The sequence below is a fragment of the Pseudomonas sp. PDM18 genome, assembly GCF_014852585.1.
In the GTDB taxonomy this organism is placed as follows: Bacteria; Pseudomonadota; Gammaproteobacteria; order Pseudomonadales; family Pseudomonadaceae; genus Pseudomonas.
This window is the reverse complement of the sequence record NZ_JACVBX010000002.1, coordinates 556,632-576,619: the sequence shown is the minus strand read 5'-3', so window position 1 is coordinate 576,619 and position 19,988 is coordinate 556,632. Positions and strand designations below refer to the sequence as shown.

General features: G+C 65.1%; 15 protein-coding genes. 10 read left to right on the top strand and 5 right to left on the bottom strand.

Annotation, left to right across the window (positions count from 1 at the left end):
- Nucleotides 1-42: 42 nt before the first annotated feature.
- From tssA to IB274_RS07375, 5 genes are read right to left on the bottom strand one after another with little or no spacing between them, the layout of a single operon-like run.
- A complete protein-coding gene (gene tssA, locus IB274_RS07395; RefSeq protein WP_192431364.1) occupies nt 43-1,101 on the bottom strand; it encodes a type VI secretion system protein TssA in 1,059 nt (352 codons plus the stop codon).
- Nucleotides 1,098-4,922 (bottom strand): type VI secretion protein IcmF/TssM N-terminal domain-containing protein, encoded by a 3,825-nt coding sequence (locus tag IB274_RS07390; RefSeq protein ID WP_192431363.1) that lies wholly within the window; start codon nt 4,920-4,922, stop codon nt 1,098-1,100. Before IB274_RS07390 ends, tssA begins: the two co-directional genes overlap by 4 nt.
- Nucleotides 4,919-5,689, bottom strand: a complete 771-nt coding sequence (locus IB274_RS07385; RefSeq protein WP_192431362.1) for a DotU family type IV/VI secretion system protein — start codon at nt 5,687-5,689, stop codon at nt 4,919-4,921. The genes IB274_RS07390 and IB274_RS07385 overlap by 4 nt, the downstream gene beginning before the upstream one ends.
- Before the next feature lie 15 nt (nt 5,690-5,704).
- A complete protein-coding gene (gene tssK, locus IB274_RS07380; protein WP_192431361.1) occupies nt 5,705-7,036 on the bottom strand; it encodes a type VI secretion system baseplate subunit TssK in 1,332 nt (443 codons plus the stop codon).
- A 56-nt stretch (nt 7,037-7,092) separates the two neighbouring features.
- Entirely contained in the window at nt 7,093-7,548 is a 456-nt protein-coding gene (locus tag IB274_RS07375; RefSeq protein ID WP_138214554.1) for a type VI secretion protein, read from the bottom strand.
- 226 nt (nt 7,549-7,774) lie between these two features.
- On the opposite strand from IB274_RS07375, the gene tssB reads away from it, so the two are divergent.
- The 10 genes from tssB (at nt 7,775) to tssI (ending at nt 19,983) form a co-directional block, all read left to right on the top strand.
- Nucleotides 7,775-8,347 carry a type VI secretion system contractile sheath small subunit gene (gene tssB, locus IB274_RS07370; RefSeq protein ID WP_026079019.1) on the top strand — a complete coding sequence of 191 codons (573 nt, stop codon included), beginning with the start codon at nt 7,775-7,777 and terminating at the stop codon, nt 8,345-8,347.
- Nucleotides 8,348-8,371: 24 nt separating this feature from the next.
- A complete protein-coding gene (gene tssC / locus IB274_RS07365) occupies nt 8,372-9,859 on the top strand; it encodes a type VI secretion system contractile sheath large subunit (RefSeq protein WP_192431360.1) in 1,488 nt (495 codons plus the stop codon).
- A gap of 70 nt (nt 9,860-9,929) precedes the next feature.
- Nucleotides 9,930-10,427, top strand: a complete 498-nt coding sequence (locus tag IB274_RS07360) for an Hcp family type VI secretion system effector (protein ID WP_017518799.1) — start codon at nt 9,930-9,932, stop codon at nt 10,425-10,427.
- 12 nt (nt 10,428-10,439) lie between these two features.
- Nucleotides 10,440-10,868, top strand: a complete 429-nt coding sequence (tssE, locus tag IB274_RS07355; RefSeq protein WP_192431359.1) for a type VI secretion system baseplate subunit TssE — start codon at nt 10,440-10,442, stop codon at nt 10,866-10,868.
- Nucleotides 10,852-12,678, top strand: coding sequence for a type VI secretion system baseplate subunit TssF (tssF, locus tag IB274_RS07350; RefSeq protein ID WP_192431358.1), 1,827 nt, complete (start codon nt 10,852-10,854; stop codon nt 12,676-12,678). Before tssE ends, tssF begins: the two co-directional genes overlap by 17 nt.
- On the top strand, nt 12,642-13,655 hold the full coding sequence (gene tssG, locus IB274_RS07345) for a type VI secretion system baseplate subunit TssG (protein ID WP_192431357.1): 1,014 nt from the start codon (nt 12,642-12,644) through the stop codon (nt 13,653-13,655). Before tssF ends, tssG begins: the two co-directional genes overlap by 37 nt.
- On the top strand, nt 13,655-16,204 hold the full coding sequence (tssH, locus tag IB274_RS07340; protein WP_192431356.1) for a type VI secretion system ATPase TssH: 2,550 nt from the start codon (nt 13,655-13,657) through the stop codon (nt 16,202-16,204). The genes tssG and tssH overlap by 1 nt, the downstream gene beginning before the upstream one ends.
- A 56-nt stretch (nt 16,205-16,260) precedes the next feature.
- A complete protein-coding gene (locus tag IB274_RS07335) occupies nt 16,261-17,247 on the top strand; it encodes a LirA/MavJ family T4SS effector (RefSeq protein ID WP_192431355.1) in 987 nt (328 codons plus the stop codon).
- A gap of 43 nt (nt 17,248-17,290) precedes the next feature.
- Complete coding sequence (locus IB274_RS07330) at nt 17,291-17,848, top strand: hypothetical protein (protein ID WP_192431354.1); 558 nt, start codon at nt 17,291-17,293, stop codon at nt 17,846-17,848.
- 128 nt (nt 17,849-17,976) lie between these two features.
- Nucleotides 17,977-19,983, top strand: coding sequence for a type VI secretion system tip protein TssI/VgrG (tssI, locus tag IB274_RS07325; protein WP_192431353.1), 2,007 nt, complete (start codon nt 17,977-17,979; stop codon nt 19,981-19,983).
- The last annotated feature ends 5 nt before the right edge of the window (nt 19,984-19,988 follow it).

Here is a 19,988-nt window from a genome sequence, read left to right as displayed (position 1 = left end):
TTGCGCATTGCACATCTACTAAGGTCAAAACCGCCTCAGGGCCTAACGCAGCACCCCCAACATGACCCACACCCTGCGAGCCTCCGCGTCGGCATGGACCAACTCGTCCATCAATGCGCTTAGCGGCATGCCGCCCCACTCCACCGCCCTACGAATGATATAGGGCACCGGGCTGTGCGGTTCGGTGCGCGCGAGGTACTCGGCGATGGCGGTGAGCTGTCGGTAGGCTTCTTCACGGTTCTGCGGAGCACCGCCGGCGGGAAGCGATCCGGAAGCAACCAAAGGAGCCGGCTCCGGCTCGGAAGGCGCTTCCGATGATGCGCTGGGTACGAACTCTTGCGGGGCCATGGCTTTGCATCCTTGGATGATGTTGCTGAAAGCGTCGATGGACACTGCGAGTTGGTGCAGGCTCGGTGCTGCATCGCCGAGCTGCAGGTCACACCAGGCATCCAGACGTCGCAGATGGCCGGCCGCGCTGTCCAGCTGGGCCAACGTCGCCGCCCAGCCATTCACCGCGCCACTGCGAATCGATTCGTTCAGCCGTTTCTGCTCCTGGCGTGCGTTCTCTGCAGCAACCTTGTCGACTTTATTGTCGCTGACCTGCACCTGCCGCCTCTGCAGCTCCTGCCAGCCGTGCAGTGTGGTTTGCGGCCAGCCGCTGCACAGCGGGACGCGGGTGAGCAGGAGTTCGTTGTAGCGCCGCGACACCCAGGCAAGCGGTGCAGCGCGCCACTCCTGGTCGCCATCTGTGGCCTGCGGGTGCAGTTGTTCGGGAAATGCAATGCAAAGATCGGCCAGCAACCTCAGTGCTGCGGCGAGACCTGCTGGGCCGTGGGTGACGATCCAGGCCTCACCTAGATAACCTGCGATGGTCAGGTCTTTGCTTCGCTGTTTCAGTACCTCTTCGGCCAGTGCAGTCAGGGCCAGCCAATCAGCACGCTTAGGCTCAGCTTTCCAAACGCCAGCCGGCAGCTCGGTATCCTCCTCGCGCCGCAGCTCACGCAGGCGATCCATCACCGGATCATGGCGCAGCGACTCTCCGCACGGCGACTCGCCCGGCAGAGGTTGCAGGAGCGCCTGCAGCGCCTCGTCTGAAATCATGGCAACTCCTGAGCGCCGGCAAGGTTCGCCACGCCGATACCGCTGAAGGGCGTGCGCGGCGCGCGTACAGGTAAGGGCTGGACGGACAAAGGCTGTTTGGCGTCCTGGGTCATCAACGAAATGCGCAGGAACATCCGTGCCTCGGGTTCGCGGCTGTTGGGCGCTCTGACCGGTACCTGCAGCGCGAGCGGAAAATCGGTGTAGTCGGCGCTGGGCTGGCGCTGCAGGATCAGGTGCGAACGCAGCAGGCGCATCAGTGCCCACGGGCCGCCGTATTCCCAGCCCACTTCCAGGTCCGCCACGGCCATGCTTGCCTGTTGCGGATCGATGTCCGGCCGTTGCGGGCTGTCTTTCGCCCAGCGCAGCATCAACTTCATCGGCTCGCCGACGTTCCAGTGCAGACGCTGGCTGTCGCTGCCGGGGAAGCTCAACGGGCGGTCCGCTGCGTATAGCGTCCAGGCGATCACCTGGTCGGCGCCACGCTCGGCTTCGCGGTCGGTGCGCCAGCGCACATCGAGGTCGACCCCCTGCGAACCGCCCTTGTCGCGCTGGAACAGCGGCCCCATCCAGGCCCTGGCCAGCTGCAGGCGATGGAGGAAGTCCGCGGCAGCGGCCCGATCCATCGATTGGCTCAGCTTGAGGCCTTCCTGGGCCCGCTCCAGATTCTGGTCGAGCAGCTCTACCAGGTGTTGCACCCGCGCGGGGTCAGCATCCTCCGCCTGCAGGCTGTAGGCGAAGGGGAAGCGGTTGGCCAGGTACTGGTTGAAGTAGTCGGCGATGGCGGCCCAGGCTTGGGCCGCATCCTTCTGCTGCAGTTCCAGGCAACGCTGCTGCGCCTGGCTGTGCAATCCGCGGGTGAAACGTGCCACGTCGCCTTGTCCCGGCACGAGCGCGGAAGTGCTCAGAATCTTGCCACAGCTAGCGGCGTCCATTTCCACGAAGTCGCGGGTCACCAGTTGGTCGAGCAGCATCGGCGAACTGGTCGGGTTCTGCGCCTTGTACTTGACCAGCTCATCGCTGAGGTCGGTAAAGCGCCGCACCTTGTCCTGGTCCGTGGAGCCGAGGTTTCCCCGGTCACGCAGCCAGGTCAGCGCCGGCGCATGCTCTTCGCTCAGGGCGAGCATGGTCTCGAACTGCTGGGCGAGATTGCGTTTGAGGTCCTGGGTGTCGGTCGAGCGATACAGCTGCAAGCCGAAGTTACGTGTGCCATCCCAACCAGAAGGCTCAGAACGAACCCGGAACAGTGGCAACGCATCGATAGACTTCAACACTTCGTCGACGTCGGCCAGCGCACCACGGGTCAGGTGAATGTCCAGCGCGTTCGCCAGGTCGCTTCGCTGCACGGACTCCAGGGCCGAACGGACCTGCTCGGCTTGCTCCAGCGGAACATCGAAGGTGTTCTTCGCAGGCGCGCCGCTGGCCGAAACGGATTGCGTCAGGCTGCTCCACATCGCGCTGGCGGCAGCGGCCGCGGCACTCTCGGCGAGAGCATCGCGGTACTCGGCCGGAATCCGCGCCTGCTCCTGCTCGCTGTACTTGCGATAGCTGGCGTAGTACGCCAGGGCAGCATTCAGCGAGTGGGCATCGAGATTGCCCAGGCCGCGCGGATCAATGTCCTGCGTGCCCTTGCTCAAGGCGGTACCGGCGAAGTCCTGGCGCAACAGCGAATCGATGGTGCTGCCCAGCGCCACCACATGCTCCTGTAACGCGAGAGTACCTCCGGGCTGCAGTTGCAGCAGGTTGTCACGGGAACCGGCGGCGGAGATCCACTGGTCGTGGAAGGCCCGCTGCAGCTTGCTGGCCTGGCTGGTTACCCGGGCCTCCGCCGAGGGGCCGAGCAAGTAGGACTGGCGTATGTCGTCGAGCATCGCACGAAAGCCCGGCACGATTTCCTGGGCATTGCCGTGGCTCCAGGCGGCGTTGGTCAGTGCCACCATATTGCGTAGCGCGTCGATCTGCGCCGCGGTCTCTTCCAGCTCCTCGAGGCTGTTGCCCTGCCGTGCCTTGAGTTCGTTCAGGTGCAGCCGCAGGAAGCCGGCCGGGCGCACGAAGTTGTCGGCGAGGAAGAACTGGTCGAGCCAGAGGTTCATCAGGTCGTCGAAGTTGCGCGCCAACTGGCCCTCGCGCGGGCCGGGGTCGACTGGCGCCGGAGCATCGGGAATGCCCTGGCCGAGCACGGACTGCAGGTAGCCTGCATTGCGCAAGGAGCCCGGTTCCAGGGTCAGGCCGTAGGCCTGTCCGCCCAGTTTGCCGAGGGTTTCCAGAGCGTTCTTCGAGGTGCCGGCACGCAGCTCGGTGTACCAGCGGTTGCGCTGCTCGAAGGCCAGTACGCCGTGCGCCAGGTCGCGGGCAGCGACGAAGTTCGGCCATTGCTCGGGGCTGTCGCTCTGTACGTTGGCGCGGCGCTCGCTGCTACGGATGGCGCGCAGCCGGACCAGCTCAGCGGCCTGCGCCTGCTGCAGGGGCACCAGCACTTCCCGGCGGGTCAGGTCGCGCAGTAGTTCATCCATGTGCTCGTCGAAACCGGAGAACCAGGAACTCGGATACACCAGTGAGCTGAAGTGCCAGCGCGGCGCAGCCTGCAGCAGCGCCCAGTAGGCCTGCAGGCGTTGTCGGGCGGCTTCCTCCGGCGATGCGCCGGCCGCCTCGCCTTCGCCCTGCCCACGCTGCATGGCCAGGATGCGCTGCCCCAGCGCCTGCGCCTCGCGGGAATCCACGTGCCACACCCAGAGCATCCCCAGTAGCCAGCAGACGCCAATCACACCAGCCACAGCTCCCAGCACGCGCTGCGAGCGCTGGCGCAGGCGCAGAACCCGTGGCACGGCCTGGGCCAACCCGCGCTCGGCGAGCAGGCGCGATTGCCAGAGATGCTGGGTGAACAGCAACTGCGCGGGTGCCTTCTCCCGCGCCGAGAGCGCCCAGTCGTCACCACTGGGAGCCATGCGGTACGCGCCGCTGAAGTACAGGCCACGCAAGCGCGGTGCTTCACCCAGCGCATTGCCCTGGAAGACCGGTTCCAGTCGCTGGCGCAGACCTTCGCGCAGACTCTCCAGCGCCTGCGGGAAGCGATACAGCTCCTCGCTCAATTGCCCCTTGAGCACGCCCGCTTCGAGTATCGCCGCCTGCAACGCCTGCAATACCTGGTCGAAGCCGCGCTCCAGGTGCTCGCCCTGCCAGGCCGCATCCGCCTGCAAGGGCGAGGCCCAGCCCAGCGGTCGCTCGCGAACCTCGGCAGGCAGCGCCGCGCGCAGTTCGGCGATTCCATCGAGTTCTTCCAGCCCGGTCACCACCACGTAGACCGGCAGGCTAAGCCCCAGCCGCTGCAACAGGTCGTTGAAGCGTCGACGCAGCTGGATGCTTTCCTGGGCCAGGCTGGCCGGGTCCAGCAGACGCTCCGCCGGCACCGCCCAGATCACGCCATCCAGCGGGCGACGCGGGCGCATCCGCAGCAGCAGGCCGAGCAGACGCCGCCAGGGCTGCAGTGACGACGGCACACCCTCTTCCGGCATGAACAGGGTCTGCGGCACGGCCAGCACGGCCCCGTCCTGATCGGCCCACCAGCGGCCGAACCAGGCCGGGCGGTTCACCGGGGCCAGGCTCCAATCTGCAGCCAGGCGCTCGCCCAGCAGCGGGTCGCCCAGCAGGAGATACCAGGACACGTCGTAGCAATCGGCGACATCGTGGTCCTGCTCCATCTGCCGCACGGTCAGGTAGAAGGCGCGTACCGCTTCGCCGCCCTTGCTGCGCAGCCAGAGGAATCCCGCGACCGCCAGCGCCACCAACAGCAGCAACAGCAGGGCCAGCGCCAGCCAGCCGCTCAAGCCGCCAGCTCCGGGAATGTAGCCGCCCAGGCGAGGTCGAGCAGGGGCGCCAGTTCACCGCGAACGTCGCTCCAAAGCCAATGGCCGAGGACGATGAGCAGAAGGACGCCGGCGACAACCATCAGCGTCAGGCGCAGGCCGTCGGGCAAGGCGCGCCGCAATGGCAGTCGCAGCGGCGCTGCAGCGGCCGGATGCGCCAGGGTCTCCAGCAGCGCTGGCACCTCGGCGTCACGCTGCCAGGCATGGGCGAACAGCGCATGCCGCCACTTCTCATGGAGCGCTTCGCCCTTCGGGCCGCGCAGCTTGCCGTGGAAGCCCAGCAACAGGCATTGCAGGTAGACGTTGGCAAGATCACGAGTGCCCGGTGCGCGGGTGTCCAGCAGGCGATGAATCGCCTGGGGCACGCGCTCGCCGGCATTGCGCGTGCCATACAGACGGGATTCCAGCGGCCGTTCCTGCCACCCGGACTGGCCATTCCAGGGGTCGAACAGCAGGCTTTCGTCGAGCAGTGCGACGAAGGCGTAGACCATGCCTTTGACCTGATCGCCGGCGGCATCGCCGACGCTGGCATTGGCGCTGCGCCACAGGCGACGCACTACCGCCTGAGCTTCGTCGGCAACCCGTTCGAGGGTCGCGCTGTCGTCGCCGGTGGATTCGCGCAGGTCTTCCCAGCGCCTGCGCCACTCCAGCCAGGCGCCCTGGAAAGCGCCACTCAGGGGTGCCTCGCCGAACGACGGCGGATAGATCGCCTGACTCCCTTCAAGCATCTTCGCTTCCCTGCCTCAGGCGCCGCTGGCGCCGTCCACGATGAACAGCACGACCTGCCATGGACTGCCACCGCCACTGCCTGCCGCGGCGGCGCGCAGGCACAGGCGCTGGGCGGGATCGAACCAGTCGCCCTCGGCCTGCACCACGAACAGGTGGGTGTCCTCCCCTACGCTGTAGGCGATCTGCTCGGCGCGGCTCATGGGCAGATGTTCCAGGCCGGACATACGCTGCCTGCCCAGTATCGCCAGGCTGGATTCGGAGGCGACGATGCAGCGTGACAGCCACTCGTGCGCCTGCTCCTCGCCACAACCGGGCGGCATGCGCAGGCCGATGACCAGACGCTGTACCGGCGATCGCAGGTCCGGCAGGGCCAGCACGAAGTCATTGCCGACCCGTTCAAATGCCAGACTACGATAGCCCGCGCGCACCCTGCCAAGGGTGACTTCCAGCCACTCGATCACCGGGTTGAAAGTCCGCAGCAGTTCGTTGAAATCGAAGGTCGGGAAGGCCGGAACGCCGCCCAGCGGATTGAGTACGCTCCAGCTGCCGGCCATACCGCACAGCAGGCCATGCAGTTGTGCCGGGCTCGCTGTACCGCTGTAGAGCGAAGCCTCCAGCTCCGGCAGGCGCGCCCACAGCGCCGCCAGCTGGCGGCGGATTTCCTGGCTGTCCTCGGTGTTTTCCGCCTGCTGCGCCTGGCGCAGGCGGCCAGCGAGAAACACGCATTTCTCCCGCGCATGGGCGCACAGCGCCACCAGCGCCTGCCCCAGCATCGACGCCGGTGCGATTCGCGGAGTGGGCGCCACGTAAGGCAGGCTGACGAAGCCACCGGCGTCCTTGCCCACGCGCAACAGCGGCAGGCACACCGAGTCGGCGCGCTGGGCTTCGGTCACCAGCCGCAGGGCCGGACGCCAGACGACAACGGGTTCCGGATTCTCGCCACTGGCCAGGTCCGGCACGGCCGGCCCGCTCAGGGATTGCAGGCGACCCTTGAGCGGCAGCACCTGGCCGCCACGGGCGAGCGGGCTGAGTGCGAGGTAGAGGGTGATGCTGGCATCGGGGGAGGCGGCGATGGCGGTCGTTGTGTCGAAGATCAGGGTATCGCCCGGGCTGAGGCTGACCGGCAAGCCATCGGGCAGGATCGCCTCCAGCGCGAGGATACGCACCACGCCGGTGCTCAGGGCGGAAGGCTCCAGATCCAGGTGTTCGAGCCCCCAGAACCAGGGGTTGGCCGCATGGGCCAGGCGCGCGGACAGCACCTCGGCGCGCAGTCCCTGGAGCTGGAAGTGCTGGGGAAGCAGTTGCATCCCTTCGTGCCAACAAACTGCGTCAGGCAGAACTCTCACACCACTCCCCCTTCGACGTCCTGGATTGTCATGGGCCCGCCTGGAAAGGCGGTGGTTCAGTGCTCCTCGGCACTCAGCAGGCGCATCTCCCTGCTGTCGAAACGCAGCCATACGTTGGGCTGCTGATCCAGGCGCATGCGATGGGCGCCGGGAGTGTTATAGCCGGCAAAGACCAAAAGTCCAGAAGCCGGCTTGCCGGCCAGGGGGAAGTCCCTGGCCTCCATGAACTGCCCGGGCACCAGCTCGAGGCTCCACACCGAGAGCTGCTTCTGGTAGTCGCGGCGGTATTGTTCGCGGTCGCTGAACCACTGTTTGGCGCTCATCGCCGAGAGCAGCTTGAGCAGGTCCGCATCCTGTACCGCGACGAAGTCCACGGCGATGGGCGAATCGCCATTGGCCTTGCTCGCGACATCGAGGGTCAGACGGTCGACATCGACCTTCGGGCCGAACCAGGAACAGCCTCCGAGAACTGCCAGGAGCACAGCACAGAGGCAGGCTTTCGTCGACTTCATGAAACGTCCTTGTGGGATGACTGTCAGAGATTAGTTTCGGATTTGCGTTTTCACCAACCTGATCTAGCGTGCTTGGTTAGCTCGTCGATAAACGAGTTCAGATGGGATCGCCAAGGACAGGCCTGTATCGCATTTCCCCTTCCTGTCGTGTGGTCCAGCCAAGGAGCGCGACGACAGCGAGCCCCGCTGCGGCGTGCCCGTCTCCTACGCAGTGGAGTTCGCCAGCATGGCAGAAAGCACGCAGCACAAACTGGACCGAGTGCGTCCGCCTCGGGTCCAGATCACCTACGACGTGGAAATCGGCAACGCCATCGAGAAGAAGGAGCTGCCGCTGGTCGTAGGCATCCTCGCCGACCTCTCCGGCAAGCCCGTCACTCCCCTTCCAAAGCTCGGCGAGCGCCGCTTCACCGAGATTGACCGCGATAACTTCAACGCCGTGCTCTCGTCCATCGGACCGCGCGTGGCGCTTCAGGTCGACAACACGCTGAGCAACGACGGAAGCCGGCTCAATGTCGAGCTGAACTTCAAGCACATCGACGACTTCGACCCGGTCAGCATCGTCAATCAGGTCGTGCCCCTTCGCCGTCTGTTCGAAGCTCGCCAGCGCCTGCGCGACCTGCTCACCAAGCTCGATGGAAATGATGAGTTGGACCAGCTGCTGCAGGACGTGGTGAGCAACACCGAAGGCCTGCAGGAAATCCGCGCAACCCATCCGGTGACCGCCGATGCCGGTGCCGCCAACGACACCGCCCAGGCCGCCGCCGACGAAGGCGAAGCGCCTGCCGAACCGCAAGCCTGATCCCGCCGCCAGGAGAGCACAGCAATGGCCAAACCCAGCTCCGCCGCGGCGCAAGGCGCCGAAGGCAACACCCAGACCCTCGACCTGCTTGACCGCATCATTGCCGACGGCCGCATGGCCCACGACGACAGCCAGCAGGAATACGCCCGCGACATGCTCGCGGAGTTCGCCACCCAGGTCCTCGACGAAGGCATGGCCGTCAGCAAGGACACCGTGGCCATGATCAACGAGCGCATCGGCCGAATCGATGAGCTGATCAGCGCCCAGCTCAACCAGATCCTCCACCATCCGGAGCTGCAGCAACTTGAATCCTCCTGGCGCGGCCTGCACCAGCTGGTGCAGAACAGCGAGACCGGCTCGCGCCTCAAGCTGCGCCTGCTCAACGTCAGCCAGCAGGACCTGCAGAACGACCTGGAGAAGGCCGTCGAGTTCGACCAGAGCGCGCTGTTCAAGAAGATCTACGAAGAGGAATACGGCACCTTCGGCGGGCACCCGTTCAGCCTGCTGGTAGGCGACTACTCCTTCGGCCGCCATCCGCAGGACATCGCCCTGCTGGAAAAACTCTCCAACGTCGCCGCCGCGGCCCACGCGCCCTTCATCGCTGCGGCCAGCCCTCGCCTGTTCGACATGGGCAGCTTCACCGAGCTGGCGGTGCCGCGTGACCTGAGCAAGGTCTTCGAGAGCCTGGAGCTGATCAAGTGGCGCTCGTTCCGCGAGAGCGAGGATTCGCGCTACGTCTCCCTGGCCCTGCCGCGCTTCCTGGTGCGCCTGCCCTACGGCCCGGAAACCCTGCCGGTGGAAGGCATGAACTTCGTCGAGGACGTGGACGGCACCGACCACGCCAAGTACCTCTGGGGCAACGCGGCGTGGGTCCTGGCCCAGCGCATCACTGAAGCCTTCAGCAAATACGGCTGGTGCGCGGCGATCCGCGGCAGCGAAGGCGGCGGCGCCGTCGAAGGCCTGCCGGCTCATACCTTCCGCACCCAGGCGGGCGACCTGTCGCTCAAGTGCCCGACCGAAGTGGCGATCACCGACCGCCGCGAGAAGGAACTCAACGACCTGGGCTTCATCGCCCTGTGCCACAAGAAGAACACCGACCTCGCCGTGTTCTTCGGCGGCCAGTCGACCAACAAGCCGCGCCAGTACAACACCAACGAGGCCAACGCCAACGCTCGGCTCTCGGCGATGCTGCCGTATGTGCTGGCGGCCTCGCGCTTCGCCCACTACCTGAAGGTGATCATGCGCGACAAAGTGGGCAGCTTCATGACCCGCGACAACGTGCAGACCTACCTCAACAACTGGATCGCCGACTACGTGCTGATCAACGACAACGCCCCGCAGGAGATCAAGGCGCAGTACCCGCTGCGCGAGGCGCGCGTGGATGTCAGCGAGGTCGCCGGCAAGCCCGGGGTCTACCGTGCCACGGTGTTCCTGCGCCCGCACTTCCAGCTCGAGGAACTGACCGCCTCGATCCGCCTGGTCGCCAGCCTGCCGCCGCCGGTCGCCGCCTGAGCCAGGGGGCCGCCCTTTCGGGCGGCCCCTTCACCTGATCCCCCTCTTTCAAGCTGCGGAGTTTTCCAACATGGACGCGATACTTCTCGACCTGGGCGACGACATCAAGGGCGACAGCCTGCTGGCCGGCTTCGAAAACAAGATCGAAATCATGTCGTACAGCCACAACGTCGCCATGCAGGTGACCAACGATGTCAGCAACTCGGAGCGCACCTCCGGCAAGCCGCACATCGGCGAATTCACCCTGACCAAGTTCGTCGACACCTCGACCCCGACGCTCAACGAATACTGCTGCTCCGGCAAGGCCATCCCCTCCGCCACCCTGACCATCGGCCGCAACGCCGCCGAGGGCGACGGCAAGATCATGCCGTTCATTACCTACACCCTGGACAACGTCGTGCTGTCGAACGTCAGCGTCAGCGGTGGCGCCGGTGGGAAGCCGGTGGAAACCCTGTCGCTGAACTTCACCAAGATCAAATGGGAGCTCACCGCGCAAAAGGACGACGGCAGCAAGGAAGGCACCGCCGCGTCGACCTGGGACCTGGCCGCCAACAAGCTGGCCAGCTAAGGCAGCCCGGCCTTGCACGGCATCGCACGGCCACCGTTGCTGGACCGCCTCTCCGAAGCCGGAGAGGCGGAACCGGCCTTCGACCAGCGCGCCCTGGCGGCTTCGGTCGCGCAGGAACTGTCGCGCCTGCTCAACAGCCGCAGCCCTGCCGGCAACGGTGTTGGCATCCTGGCCTACGGCATTGCCGACTGGACGGCCCTGCAGGCCCGCCGCGAGGCTGACCGCCTGCACCTGGCACGGGAAATCCGCCGGGCGGTTGCTCGCTTCGAGCCGCGCCTGGGGCTGAGCGAAGTGGTGGTCGACGCCGATCCGCAGCATCCGCAGCGCCTACGCGTGCGCCTGCTCGGCAACCTGCGCCAGGGCGCCGACCGCGCGCCATTGCTGTTCGAACTCATCCCCGTTGGCGGAACACTGGAAGTACGCCATGAGCGACTCGATTGATGCCGAACTGCTGGACTACTACCAGCGCGAACTGACCTGGTTGCGCCACGCCGGCGCCGGTTTCGCGGCGCGCTACCCCAAGGTGGCACGGCGGTTGGAACTGGGCCCCGGTGAGTGCGGCGACCCCCACGTCGAGCGTCTGCTGGAAGGCTTCGCCCTGCTTGCCGCACGGCTGCAGAGACGCCTGGACGACGACTACGCGCAGTTCAGCGACGCCCTGCTGGAGCAACTCTATCCCCTTGCCCTGCGACCCCTGCCCTCCTGCGCCGTGGTGCGCTTCGAGCCGGACCCGGCCAAGGGCAAGCTGAGCGCCGGCTTCCACCTGCCGCGCGGCACCCCGTTGTTCGTCAGTGTGCCGGGCCAGGAGCGCATCGAACTGCCTGAAGAACTTCGCGGCCAGACCCTGCACTGGCGCACCACCGACGAAGTCACCCTGTGGCCATTGCGCATCGAGGAAGCGGTGCTGCTCGGCGCCGAGGAAGCCCAGGCCGCCACCGGCAGCGCCGGCGTGCGTGGCGCCCTGCGACTGGACCTGCGCTGCCTCGACAAGGACGGCTGGGCTGCACTGGACATCGATAGCCTGCGTATCCACCTGGCCGCCAACCCCATCGCCAAGGCCGCCCTCTACGACCTGCTCGGCGCCCATGCCTGCGGCCTCATCGCCGAGGCCGAGGGCGCCGAACCGCAACGCCTCCCCGGCCTGCCGCAACGGGTCGGCTTCGTCGCCGAACAGGCCCTGCTGCCGGAGGATGAGCGCGTGCATCCCGGCTTGCGCCTGCTCGCCGAATACTTCGCCTTCCCCGACAAGTTCGCCTTCTTCGACCTGCCGCTCCAGGGCCTGCGTGCCAGCGGCGAGCAGCTCTACCTCTACATCCTTTTCGACCGCCCCGCGCCCGCCCGCCTGACCCTGCAAGCCAGCGACCTGGCGTTGGGCTGCGTACCGGCGATCAACCTGTTCCCACGCACCTCCGAGCCGCTACGGCCGGACGGCACGCGCAGCGAGTACCGCCTGATCGCCGACGCCCACCGCGAGAACTCGGTGGAGATCCACAGCATCCGTTCCCTGCGCGCCAGCACCCCCCTTGGCGTGGTCGAGGTCGCGCCCTACCACGGCACCCAGCACCGCCCCGGCGCGCTCGGCCTCTACTGGCACGCACGGCGGGTCGAGGGCATGACTCCCAACCGACGTGGCAGCGACCTGTTGCTGACCCTGGTAGACGCCGGCCTGCAACCCCTTGAAGAAACGCCCCAGTACAGCCTCAGCGCGGAGCTGCTGTGCACCAACCGCGGCCTGGCCGAGTACCTGCCGGCCGGCACCGAGCTGGCCTTCGAGCGCCCCGGCCCGGTGGCCCGCGCCAGCCTGCTGCGCGCACCGAGCCGGCAATGCCAGCCAGCTCTGGATGGCCCTTCACGCTGGCAGCTGGTCTCGCAGCTCACGCTCAATCACCTGTCGCTGGTGGAAGGCCCGCAAGCCCTCGATGCCCTGCGGGAAATCCTCGCGTTGCACGAATTCAGCGAAGACAAGCTGGCCGCCCGGCAGATCGAAGGGCTGGTCCGGCTGGACTGCGCGCGCGTGGTCGACCACGTCGGCAGCGATGCCTGGCGCGGTTGGCGCAACGGCTTGGAAGTTCGCGTGCACCTCGAACGCCAGGCCTTCGTCGGTGCCAGTGCGGTGCTGTTCGGCACCGTGCTCGCGCAGTTCTTTTCGCTCTACGCCAATGCCAACCGCTTCGTGCGTACGGTGCTGGTGCAATCGGACCAGGAGATTTGCCGATGGCAACCCCAGGCCGGCCAGCCCATCACTCTCTGAGCCGGCGCCTGCGCGCCGAGCCGCACCGCTTCGAGTGGCTGCAGGCCCTGCTGCTGCTCGAGCATGAGCGGCCCCAGGCCACGCCGCTGGGCCACGGCAGCCGCCCGGACGCCGAAGCGCTGCGCCTGCGCGGCCCGCTGACGCCAGTATTCGCCCCCAGCCAGATCGACGCACTGGAAGACGAGGACGGCCGGCCGCTGCTGAGCACCTCCATCTTCGGCCTGGGCGGAGCCGACGGCGCCCTGCCCTACGCCTACCAGGAATGGCTGCAGCAACGCGCCCGGCAGAAGGATCACGCGCCCGCCGAATTCCTCGACCTGTTCCAGCACCGCCTGCTCAGCCTGCTCTACCGGGTATTGCGCAAGCACCGGCTGGCCGTGGGCTTCCAGCCCCCCGCCGCCGCGCCCCTGCGCCGCCCGTTGCGTGCCCTGGTGGGCCTGCTGCCAGCAGGCCTGCATGAGCGCGGTGCGCTGCCCGATGCCAGCGTGCTCGCCCGCAGCGCGCACTTCTCCGGCAGTCGGCGCTCGCTGGCCGGCTTCGCCGCCATGCTCCGCGAGCAATTCGGCCTCCCCGCCGAGTGCGAAGCCTATGCCGGCGCCTGGCGCGAGATTCCCCTGGCCCGCCGCAGCGTGCTGCAACGCGGCGGCGCCAACCTGGGCCTTGGCCGTAACGCCATCGCCGGCACCCGTGTGTGGGACGAACACGCCGGTTTCCATCTGCGCCTCGGCCCGCTGGACGAAGCCGCGGCTCGGCACTTCTTCCCGGACGGCATCGCCTATCCGCTGCTGGCCCACCTCTGCGCATTGTACTTCGGCCCCGACCTGGACTGCCGGCTACGTCTGCTGGTGCGCGCCAGCGGGCCGCTGGCCCTGGGACGTGGCAATGGCCCGAGACTGAACTGGAACACCGGCCTGCGTCGCAGCGGCGGCGCCGTACAACCCATCGACCTGACCCTGCGCCACGCGGAGATGCCCTGATGGACCTCGCCAGCCTGATCGGCCGCCTCAATCCCGAATCCCGCCGCGCCCTGGAGCGCGCCGCACAGCGCTGCCTGCAACGCACCCACCACTACGTCGAGATCGAACATCTGCTGCTGGAACTGCTGGACATCGACGGTGGCGATCTCTCCCGGCTGCTGCCACGCTTCGGCCTCGAGCGCGACCAACTGGTGGGCGAGATCAACACCGCGCTGGAGCTGTTCCGCATCGGCAGCACGCGTACCCCGGCGCTGTCGCCGCAGACCATCGGCCTGCTGGAAGACGCAGTGGTGCAGGCCAGCGTGCTCGGCCAGCCGGCGATCCGCTCCGGGCTGCTGCTGCTCGCCCTGCTCGACCGCGAGGAGCGCCGCGCCCTGCTGCTCAACAGCGCCTCGTCGCTGCTGCGCATTCCCCACGAGACGCTGCGGGAGAAACTCCTAGAGTGGACCGAAGGCTCCCGCGAGCAGCCCCCCGGCGCACGCACCCCGGCCAAGGCCGCACCCAACAGCGCACCAGTCCAGGACAGTGTGCTCGACCAGTACACCCTGGACATCACCGCCGACGCCCACGCCGGGCGCATCGACCCCATAGTCGGGCGCGACGGCGAGATCCGCCAATGCGTGGACATCCTCCTGCGTCGCCGGCAGAACAACCCGATCCTGGTCGGCGCACCCGGTGTCGGCAAGACCGCCGTGGTGGAAGGCCTGGCCCTGCGCATCGCCGCCGGCGAGGTGCCGCCGCCCCTGCAAGGCGTGGTGCTGCGCGTCCTCGACCTCGGTCTGCTGCAGGCCGGCGCCGGGGTCAAGGGCGAATTCGAACAGCGTCTGAAAGGTGTGATCGACGCGGTGCGCAGCAGCGAGCAGCCGATCATCCTGTTCATCGACGAGGCCCACACCCTGATCGGCGCCGGCGGCTCGGAAGGCGGCAGCGACGCCGCCAACCTGCTGAAGCCGGCGCTGGCCCGTGGCGAGCTGCGTACCCTGGCCGCCACCACCTGGCTCGAATACAAGAAGTATTTCGAGAAGGACCCGGCACTGGCCCGGCGCTTCCAGCTGGTGCAGGTCGAGGAGCCCGACGAGGCCACCGCCGTTGACATGCTGCGCGGCGTCGCCGCCAAACTCGAACAGCACCACGGCGTGCAGGTACTGGACGTGGCCATCCAGGACGCGGTGAAGCTCTCGCACCGCTACATCTCCGGCCGCCAGTTGCCGGACAAGGCCATCAGCGTGCTGGACACCGCCTGCGCCCGCGTCGCCCTGGCCCAGCACGACGTGCCGCCGGCCCTGGAGAACCTGCGCCACCGTGAATTGGCAGTGGAGGAAGAGCTGCAACGCCTGCGCCGCGAACAGGCCACCGGCCTGGACCACAGCGCGCGCATCACCGGCCTGGAGCAGGAGTCAGTGGGCAACCTTTCGGCCATCCGCGCCCTGGAAAAACGCTGGGGCGAGGAGCGCGAAGCCGTGCGCGAGCTGCTGCAATCACGCCGCGAACTGCTGACCCTGAGCGAGAGCGCCGACGCCGCCAAACCCGACGAGGAACTCGACGGCCGCATCGACCACCTGGCCGCCGAACTGGCGCGCCTGGAAGCCGGCCTCGATGCCATCCGCGAGGACGATCCGCTGGTGCCCGAGCAGGTCGACTCGAAGACCGTCGCCGCAGTAATCGCCGGCTGGACCGGCATCCCGGTGGGCAAGATGCTCGCCGACGAAGCCCACGCCATCCGCACCCTGGCGCAGCGCATGGGCCAGCGGGTGATGGGCCAGGAAGCCGCGCTGGGCACCATCGCCCAACGCATCCAGGCCTACCGCGCCGGGCTCACCGATCCGGCCAAGCCGGTCGGCGTGTTCCTCCTGCTCGGCCCCACCGGCGTGGGCAAGACCGAGACCGCCTACGCCCTGGCCGACGCCCTCTACGGCGGCGAGCGCAACCTCATCAGCATCAACCTTTCCGAGTACCAGGAAGCCCACACCGTCAGCCAGCTCAAGGGCGCCCCGCCAGGCTACGTCGGCTACGGCACCGGCGGCGTGCTCACCGAAGCCGTGCGCCGCCGCCCCTACTCGGTGGTGCTGCTGGACGAAATCGAAAAGGCCCACCCGGACGTGCTGGAAGCCTTCTACAACGTCTTCGACAAGGGCGTGATGGAAGACGGCACCGGCCTGGTGGTGGATTTCAAGAACACCGTGATCCTCGCCACCAGCAACGTCGGCGCCGAGCTGCTGCAGGACACCCCACCCGAACAGATCGCCACGCCCACCTTCGACGAACGTCTGCGCAAGGTGCTCCTGCAAGCCTTCCGCGCCGCCTTCCTCGCGCGCATGACCGTGGTGCCCTACCGGCCGCTGGAGGAAACGACGCTGGAAGGCATCGTGGTCGCCAAGCTGGAGAAACTGCGCGAGCGCTACAAGGCGGCGACTGGCAAGCAATTCGATTTCGACCAGGCAATCGTCAAGGCAGTGCTCGCAAAGTGCAGTTCAGCGGGAGCGCGGGATATCGAGAATGTGTTGATGGCGGAAGTGACAGGGAAGTTGGCGGAGTGGGTGTTGGAGTAGATCAAAATAGCCAATAACGCGGCGCGAAAAAGAACATTCAAGACAGGAGAATAGACATGCCTGGCTACGACATCATCAAGGAACTAAATTTCCTTCTCACCGAGAAGAAAAAGGATCAGCCACGCGAAATATTGGTCAACAAGCAACAACTGGAAAATGACCGACATGACTACGGCATCATCTATGATCTACTCGAAAATCGAGATGCCTTTATCACTGCCATCAACGAACTTTCAAAAGAGCTCTGGACCAATTATCGGATCATCACAAATCAGGTCACTCGATTCTATCAGCCCATCAACTGCCCTCCAGGAAATCTATTTACCAGGGCACTGGGAATGACCGCCCGAGCCTGCAACTTCACTTTTCAGCAAGGATTATCGGCGGATACCGACTTTAACTCGGTCCCCATCGGCGTGAAGTTGACCGGCGGCGACCCTTATATTGGCTATCTGATTCGACGGAAGCTATTCTGGAAAGACAGTATATCGGCGGATCATGGCGAGCACAGCCACAGCATACAGTGGCTAGCTATAGCAAGGCGACTCAACGGACAAACAATCTCTCCTATCGACGACCTCTACTCCAGGGTTGTCGATTACTGGACAATGAAAAAGACGGACAATATCAATCTTTGGCAATTTCTTGTGGACTGCTTCCCCCTTGATGGAGGTGGCGCACGCGACCCGGACACGCGACTCGTCACAAACAGCTTTAGATCACCGAATAACATTACGCGACACCTGATAAGCTACCCTCGCTTTCAGCCAAGGGAAAACCACTTCATTTCAAATTACCTATGCATGCGCTATGCAAATCGAAATTGGGCAACAGCAGTAAATCAAAACACCCCTACTGCAAAAGTAAAATTTGCAAATATCAAGGTAGACGACTCAACCCAGACAGACTGGAAACGAAGTGAATTCGCCACGGCCAGGCTCATTCGGAAAAAAATAAGCGACGACAACCGCTTTTCAGATCGAACACTTCATGAAGTGGTTTTTCACGACACGCCTGGATATCTTTACATGACATCACCCTAATACCACACGCACAAGAGCAACAACACACTGACAAAGGCATGCCATGACAGTAAAACAGGTGATATTCGACAAATCGCAAACTTTTGACGTCATGATCAACGACAACTGTTTCACTTACGCGTGTGCACTTTTCGGCTTTCTACCCGGCGACTATGAAAGCCAAGCACACACGGTCAGACGAGAGTGCATATCTACAGCCATGCTAATAAACTGCAGCTACCAGTGCCAACGCCCGGCCAATGCGAACGCCGCCTACGACTTGGTCATTGGCAACGCTCTGGGCAGCACACCCAATCGCTACATAGATTTAAAAACTGAATATGTAGGGAAATACTTGCTTTCCGAAGATGAGAATAATGACATCGACATACTTAGCGAATCATCCGAAGGCCAACTCGAATACTCTATAACAACCGCCATTTCCAAAGAGGAAAGAGACAACATAATCTGTTTATTTGACATCTCCTACCTATTCGAATCGCACAAATCATTTGCCAAAGAAATCATCGCCAATCGTGCAATGGTCCTCAACTACGACCTGATCGGAGAAACCATAAGGCTCTGCGATTTTGGCACCTATTTGAAGATTAAAAAATCATAAAACCGTGCAATTCATAACTTTCCCTCCAAGAGCACAATATGAGCAAGAAACTTACAATGGAACACAGCGACTCGTTCAGACTCTCGACGCTCGGCCTTTCCGAATTCAGCAACTGATCGAGATACGCCATGCCTAGTCCCATTGATGCCACCACCAGCCTTCTATTCAAGGCGTCGGTGCTGTCGGACCTCTATCCGCAAATGGTCACAGGACGGGAAGCGTTGAATGAATTTTTCCACTTACAACTAATGGGCATCAGCAGCACCTCACTCAGCCTATTCGGCGCCGTAACCTCCCACATCACCACCAGCCTGCGCCACGACGACCAGCAGCGCCCCCTCGACGCCCTCGTCGCCGCAATCCACCAACTCCCCGCCGACGCCACCGCCGAGCGCTACCAGCTCGTCCTCCGCCCCTGGCTCTGGTGGCTGACCCTGGCCAGCAACAACCGCGTATTCCAGAACCTCGCCACCAGCGACATCGTCACCACGATATTCAAGGCCCATGGCTTCACCGACTTCAAGCTGTCGCTGACCGGCAGCTATGAGCCCCACGAGTACTGCGTGCAGTACGCCGAGAGTGATTTCGCCTTCGTCTCGCGGCTGCTGGAGGAGGAAGGCATCTTCTGGTTCTTCACCCACGAAGAGGGCAAGCACACGCTGGTGCTGGCGGACAGCAACGACGCCTTCCCGCCCATCCCCAACGGGCCGAAGGTGGCGTACGTGGGCCAGGAGATCGGCGTACGCGAACTGCATGGCATTCGCTCGGCACAGTACTGCCTGCAGGCGGTGGCCGGGACCTACAGCGCTACTGACTATGAGTTCACCACACCCGCTACTTCGCTCTATTCCCAGGCCCAGGCGGAAGCAGGGCCACGCGCGCAATACGAACACCCCGGGGGCTATACCGCCAAGGCGCGGGGCGATGCGCTGACCAAGCAGCGCGTGGACGGCCTGCGCAGCCAGGAGAAGCGGCTGATCGGCGAGAGCGACTGCCGCTGGCTGGTGCCGGGGCACTGGTTCACCCTGACCGGACATGACGACGCCAGCCTGAACATCGACTGGGTGCTGACCTCGGTGACCCACGAGGCCGACCACGAGCATTACCGCAATCGCTTCGAGGCCATCCCCAAGTCCACTGCCTACCGTCCTCCCCGCACCACGCCCAAGCCGCGCATGCACACCCAGACCGCCAAGGTGGTGGGCAAGGCCGGCGAGGAAATCTGGACCGACCAGTACGGCCGCATCAAGATTCAGTTCCCCTGGGACCTCGACGGCAAGAACGACGAGGCCTCGTCCTGCTGGGTGCGCGTGGTGCTGCCCTGGAGCGGCAAGGGCTTCGGCATGCAGTTCATCCCGCGCATTGGCCAGGAGGTTATCGTCACCTTCATCGATGGCGACCCGGACCGTCCGCTGGTCACCGGTTGCGTCTACAACGGCGACAACGCCCTGCCCTATGCGTTGCCGGACAACCAGACCCAGTCCGGCATCAAGACCAATTCCTCCAAGGGTGGCGGCGGCTTCAACGAGCTGCGCTTCGAGGACAAGAAGGACGCCGAGGAAGTCTTCCTGCAGGCGCAGAAGGACATGAAGGTGAACGTGCTCAACGACAGCACCGCCACCATCGGCCACGACGAGACGCTCACGGTGCAGAACGCCCGCACCCGTACGGTGAAGGAAGGCGACGAAACCATCACCCTGGAAAAGGGCAAGCGCAGCGTGACCATCCAGACCGGAAGCGACACGCTGGACGTGAAGGACACGCGCACCGTGAAGGTCGGCGCCGACCAGACCCACAGCACTGGCGGTAACTACAGCCACCAGGTGAGCGGCAACTTCGAGCTGACGGTGGACGGCAACCTGACCATCAAGGTCAGCGGCACCCTGACCCTGCAGAGCGGCGGCAGCCTGACGCTGAAGACCGACGCCGATCTCGCCGCCCAGGCCGGCACTTCTGTGACCAGCAAGGCAGGCACGACCCTGACCAACCAGGCAGGCACCTCGCTCACCAACAAGGCCGGCACCACCCTGACCAACGATGCTGGCGTCAGCCTTACCAACAAAGCCGCCGCCGAGCAGACGGTGGACGGCGGCGGCATGCTGACCCTCAAGGGCGGCCTGGTGAAGGTCAACTGAGGACA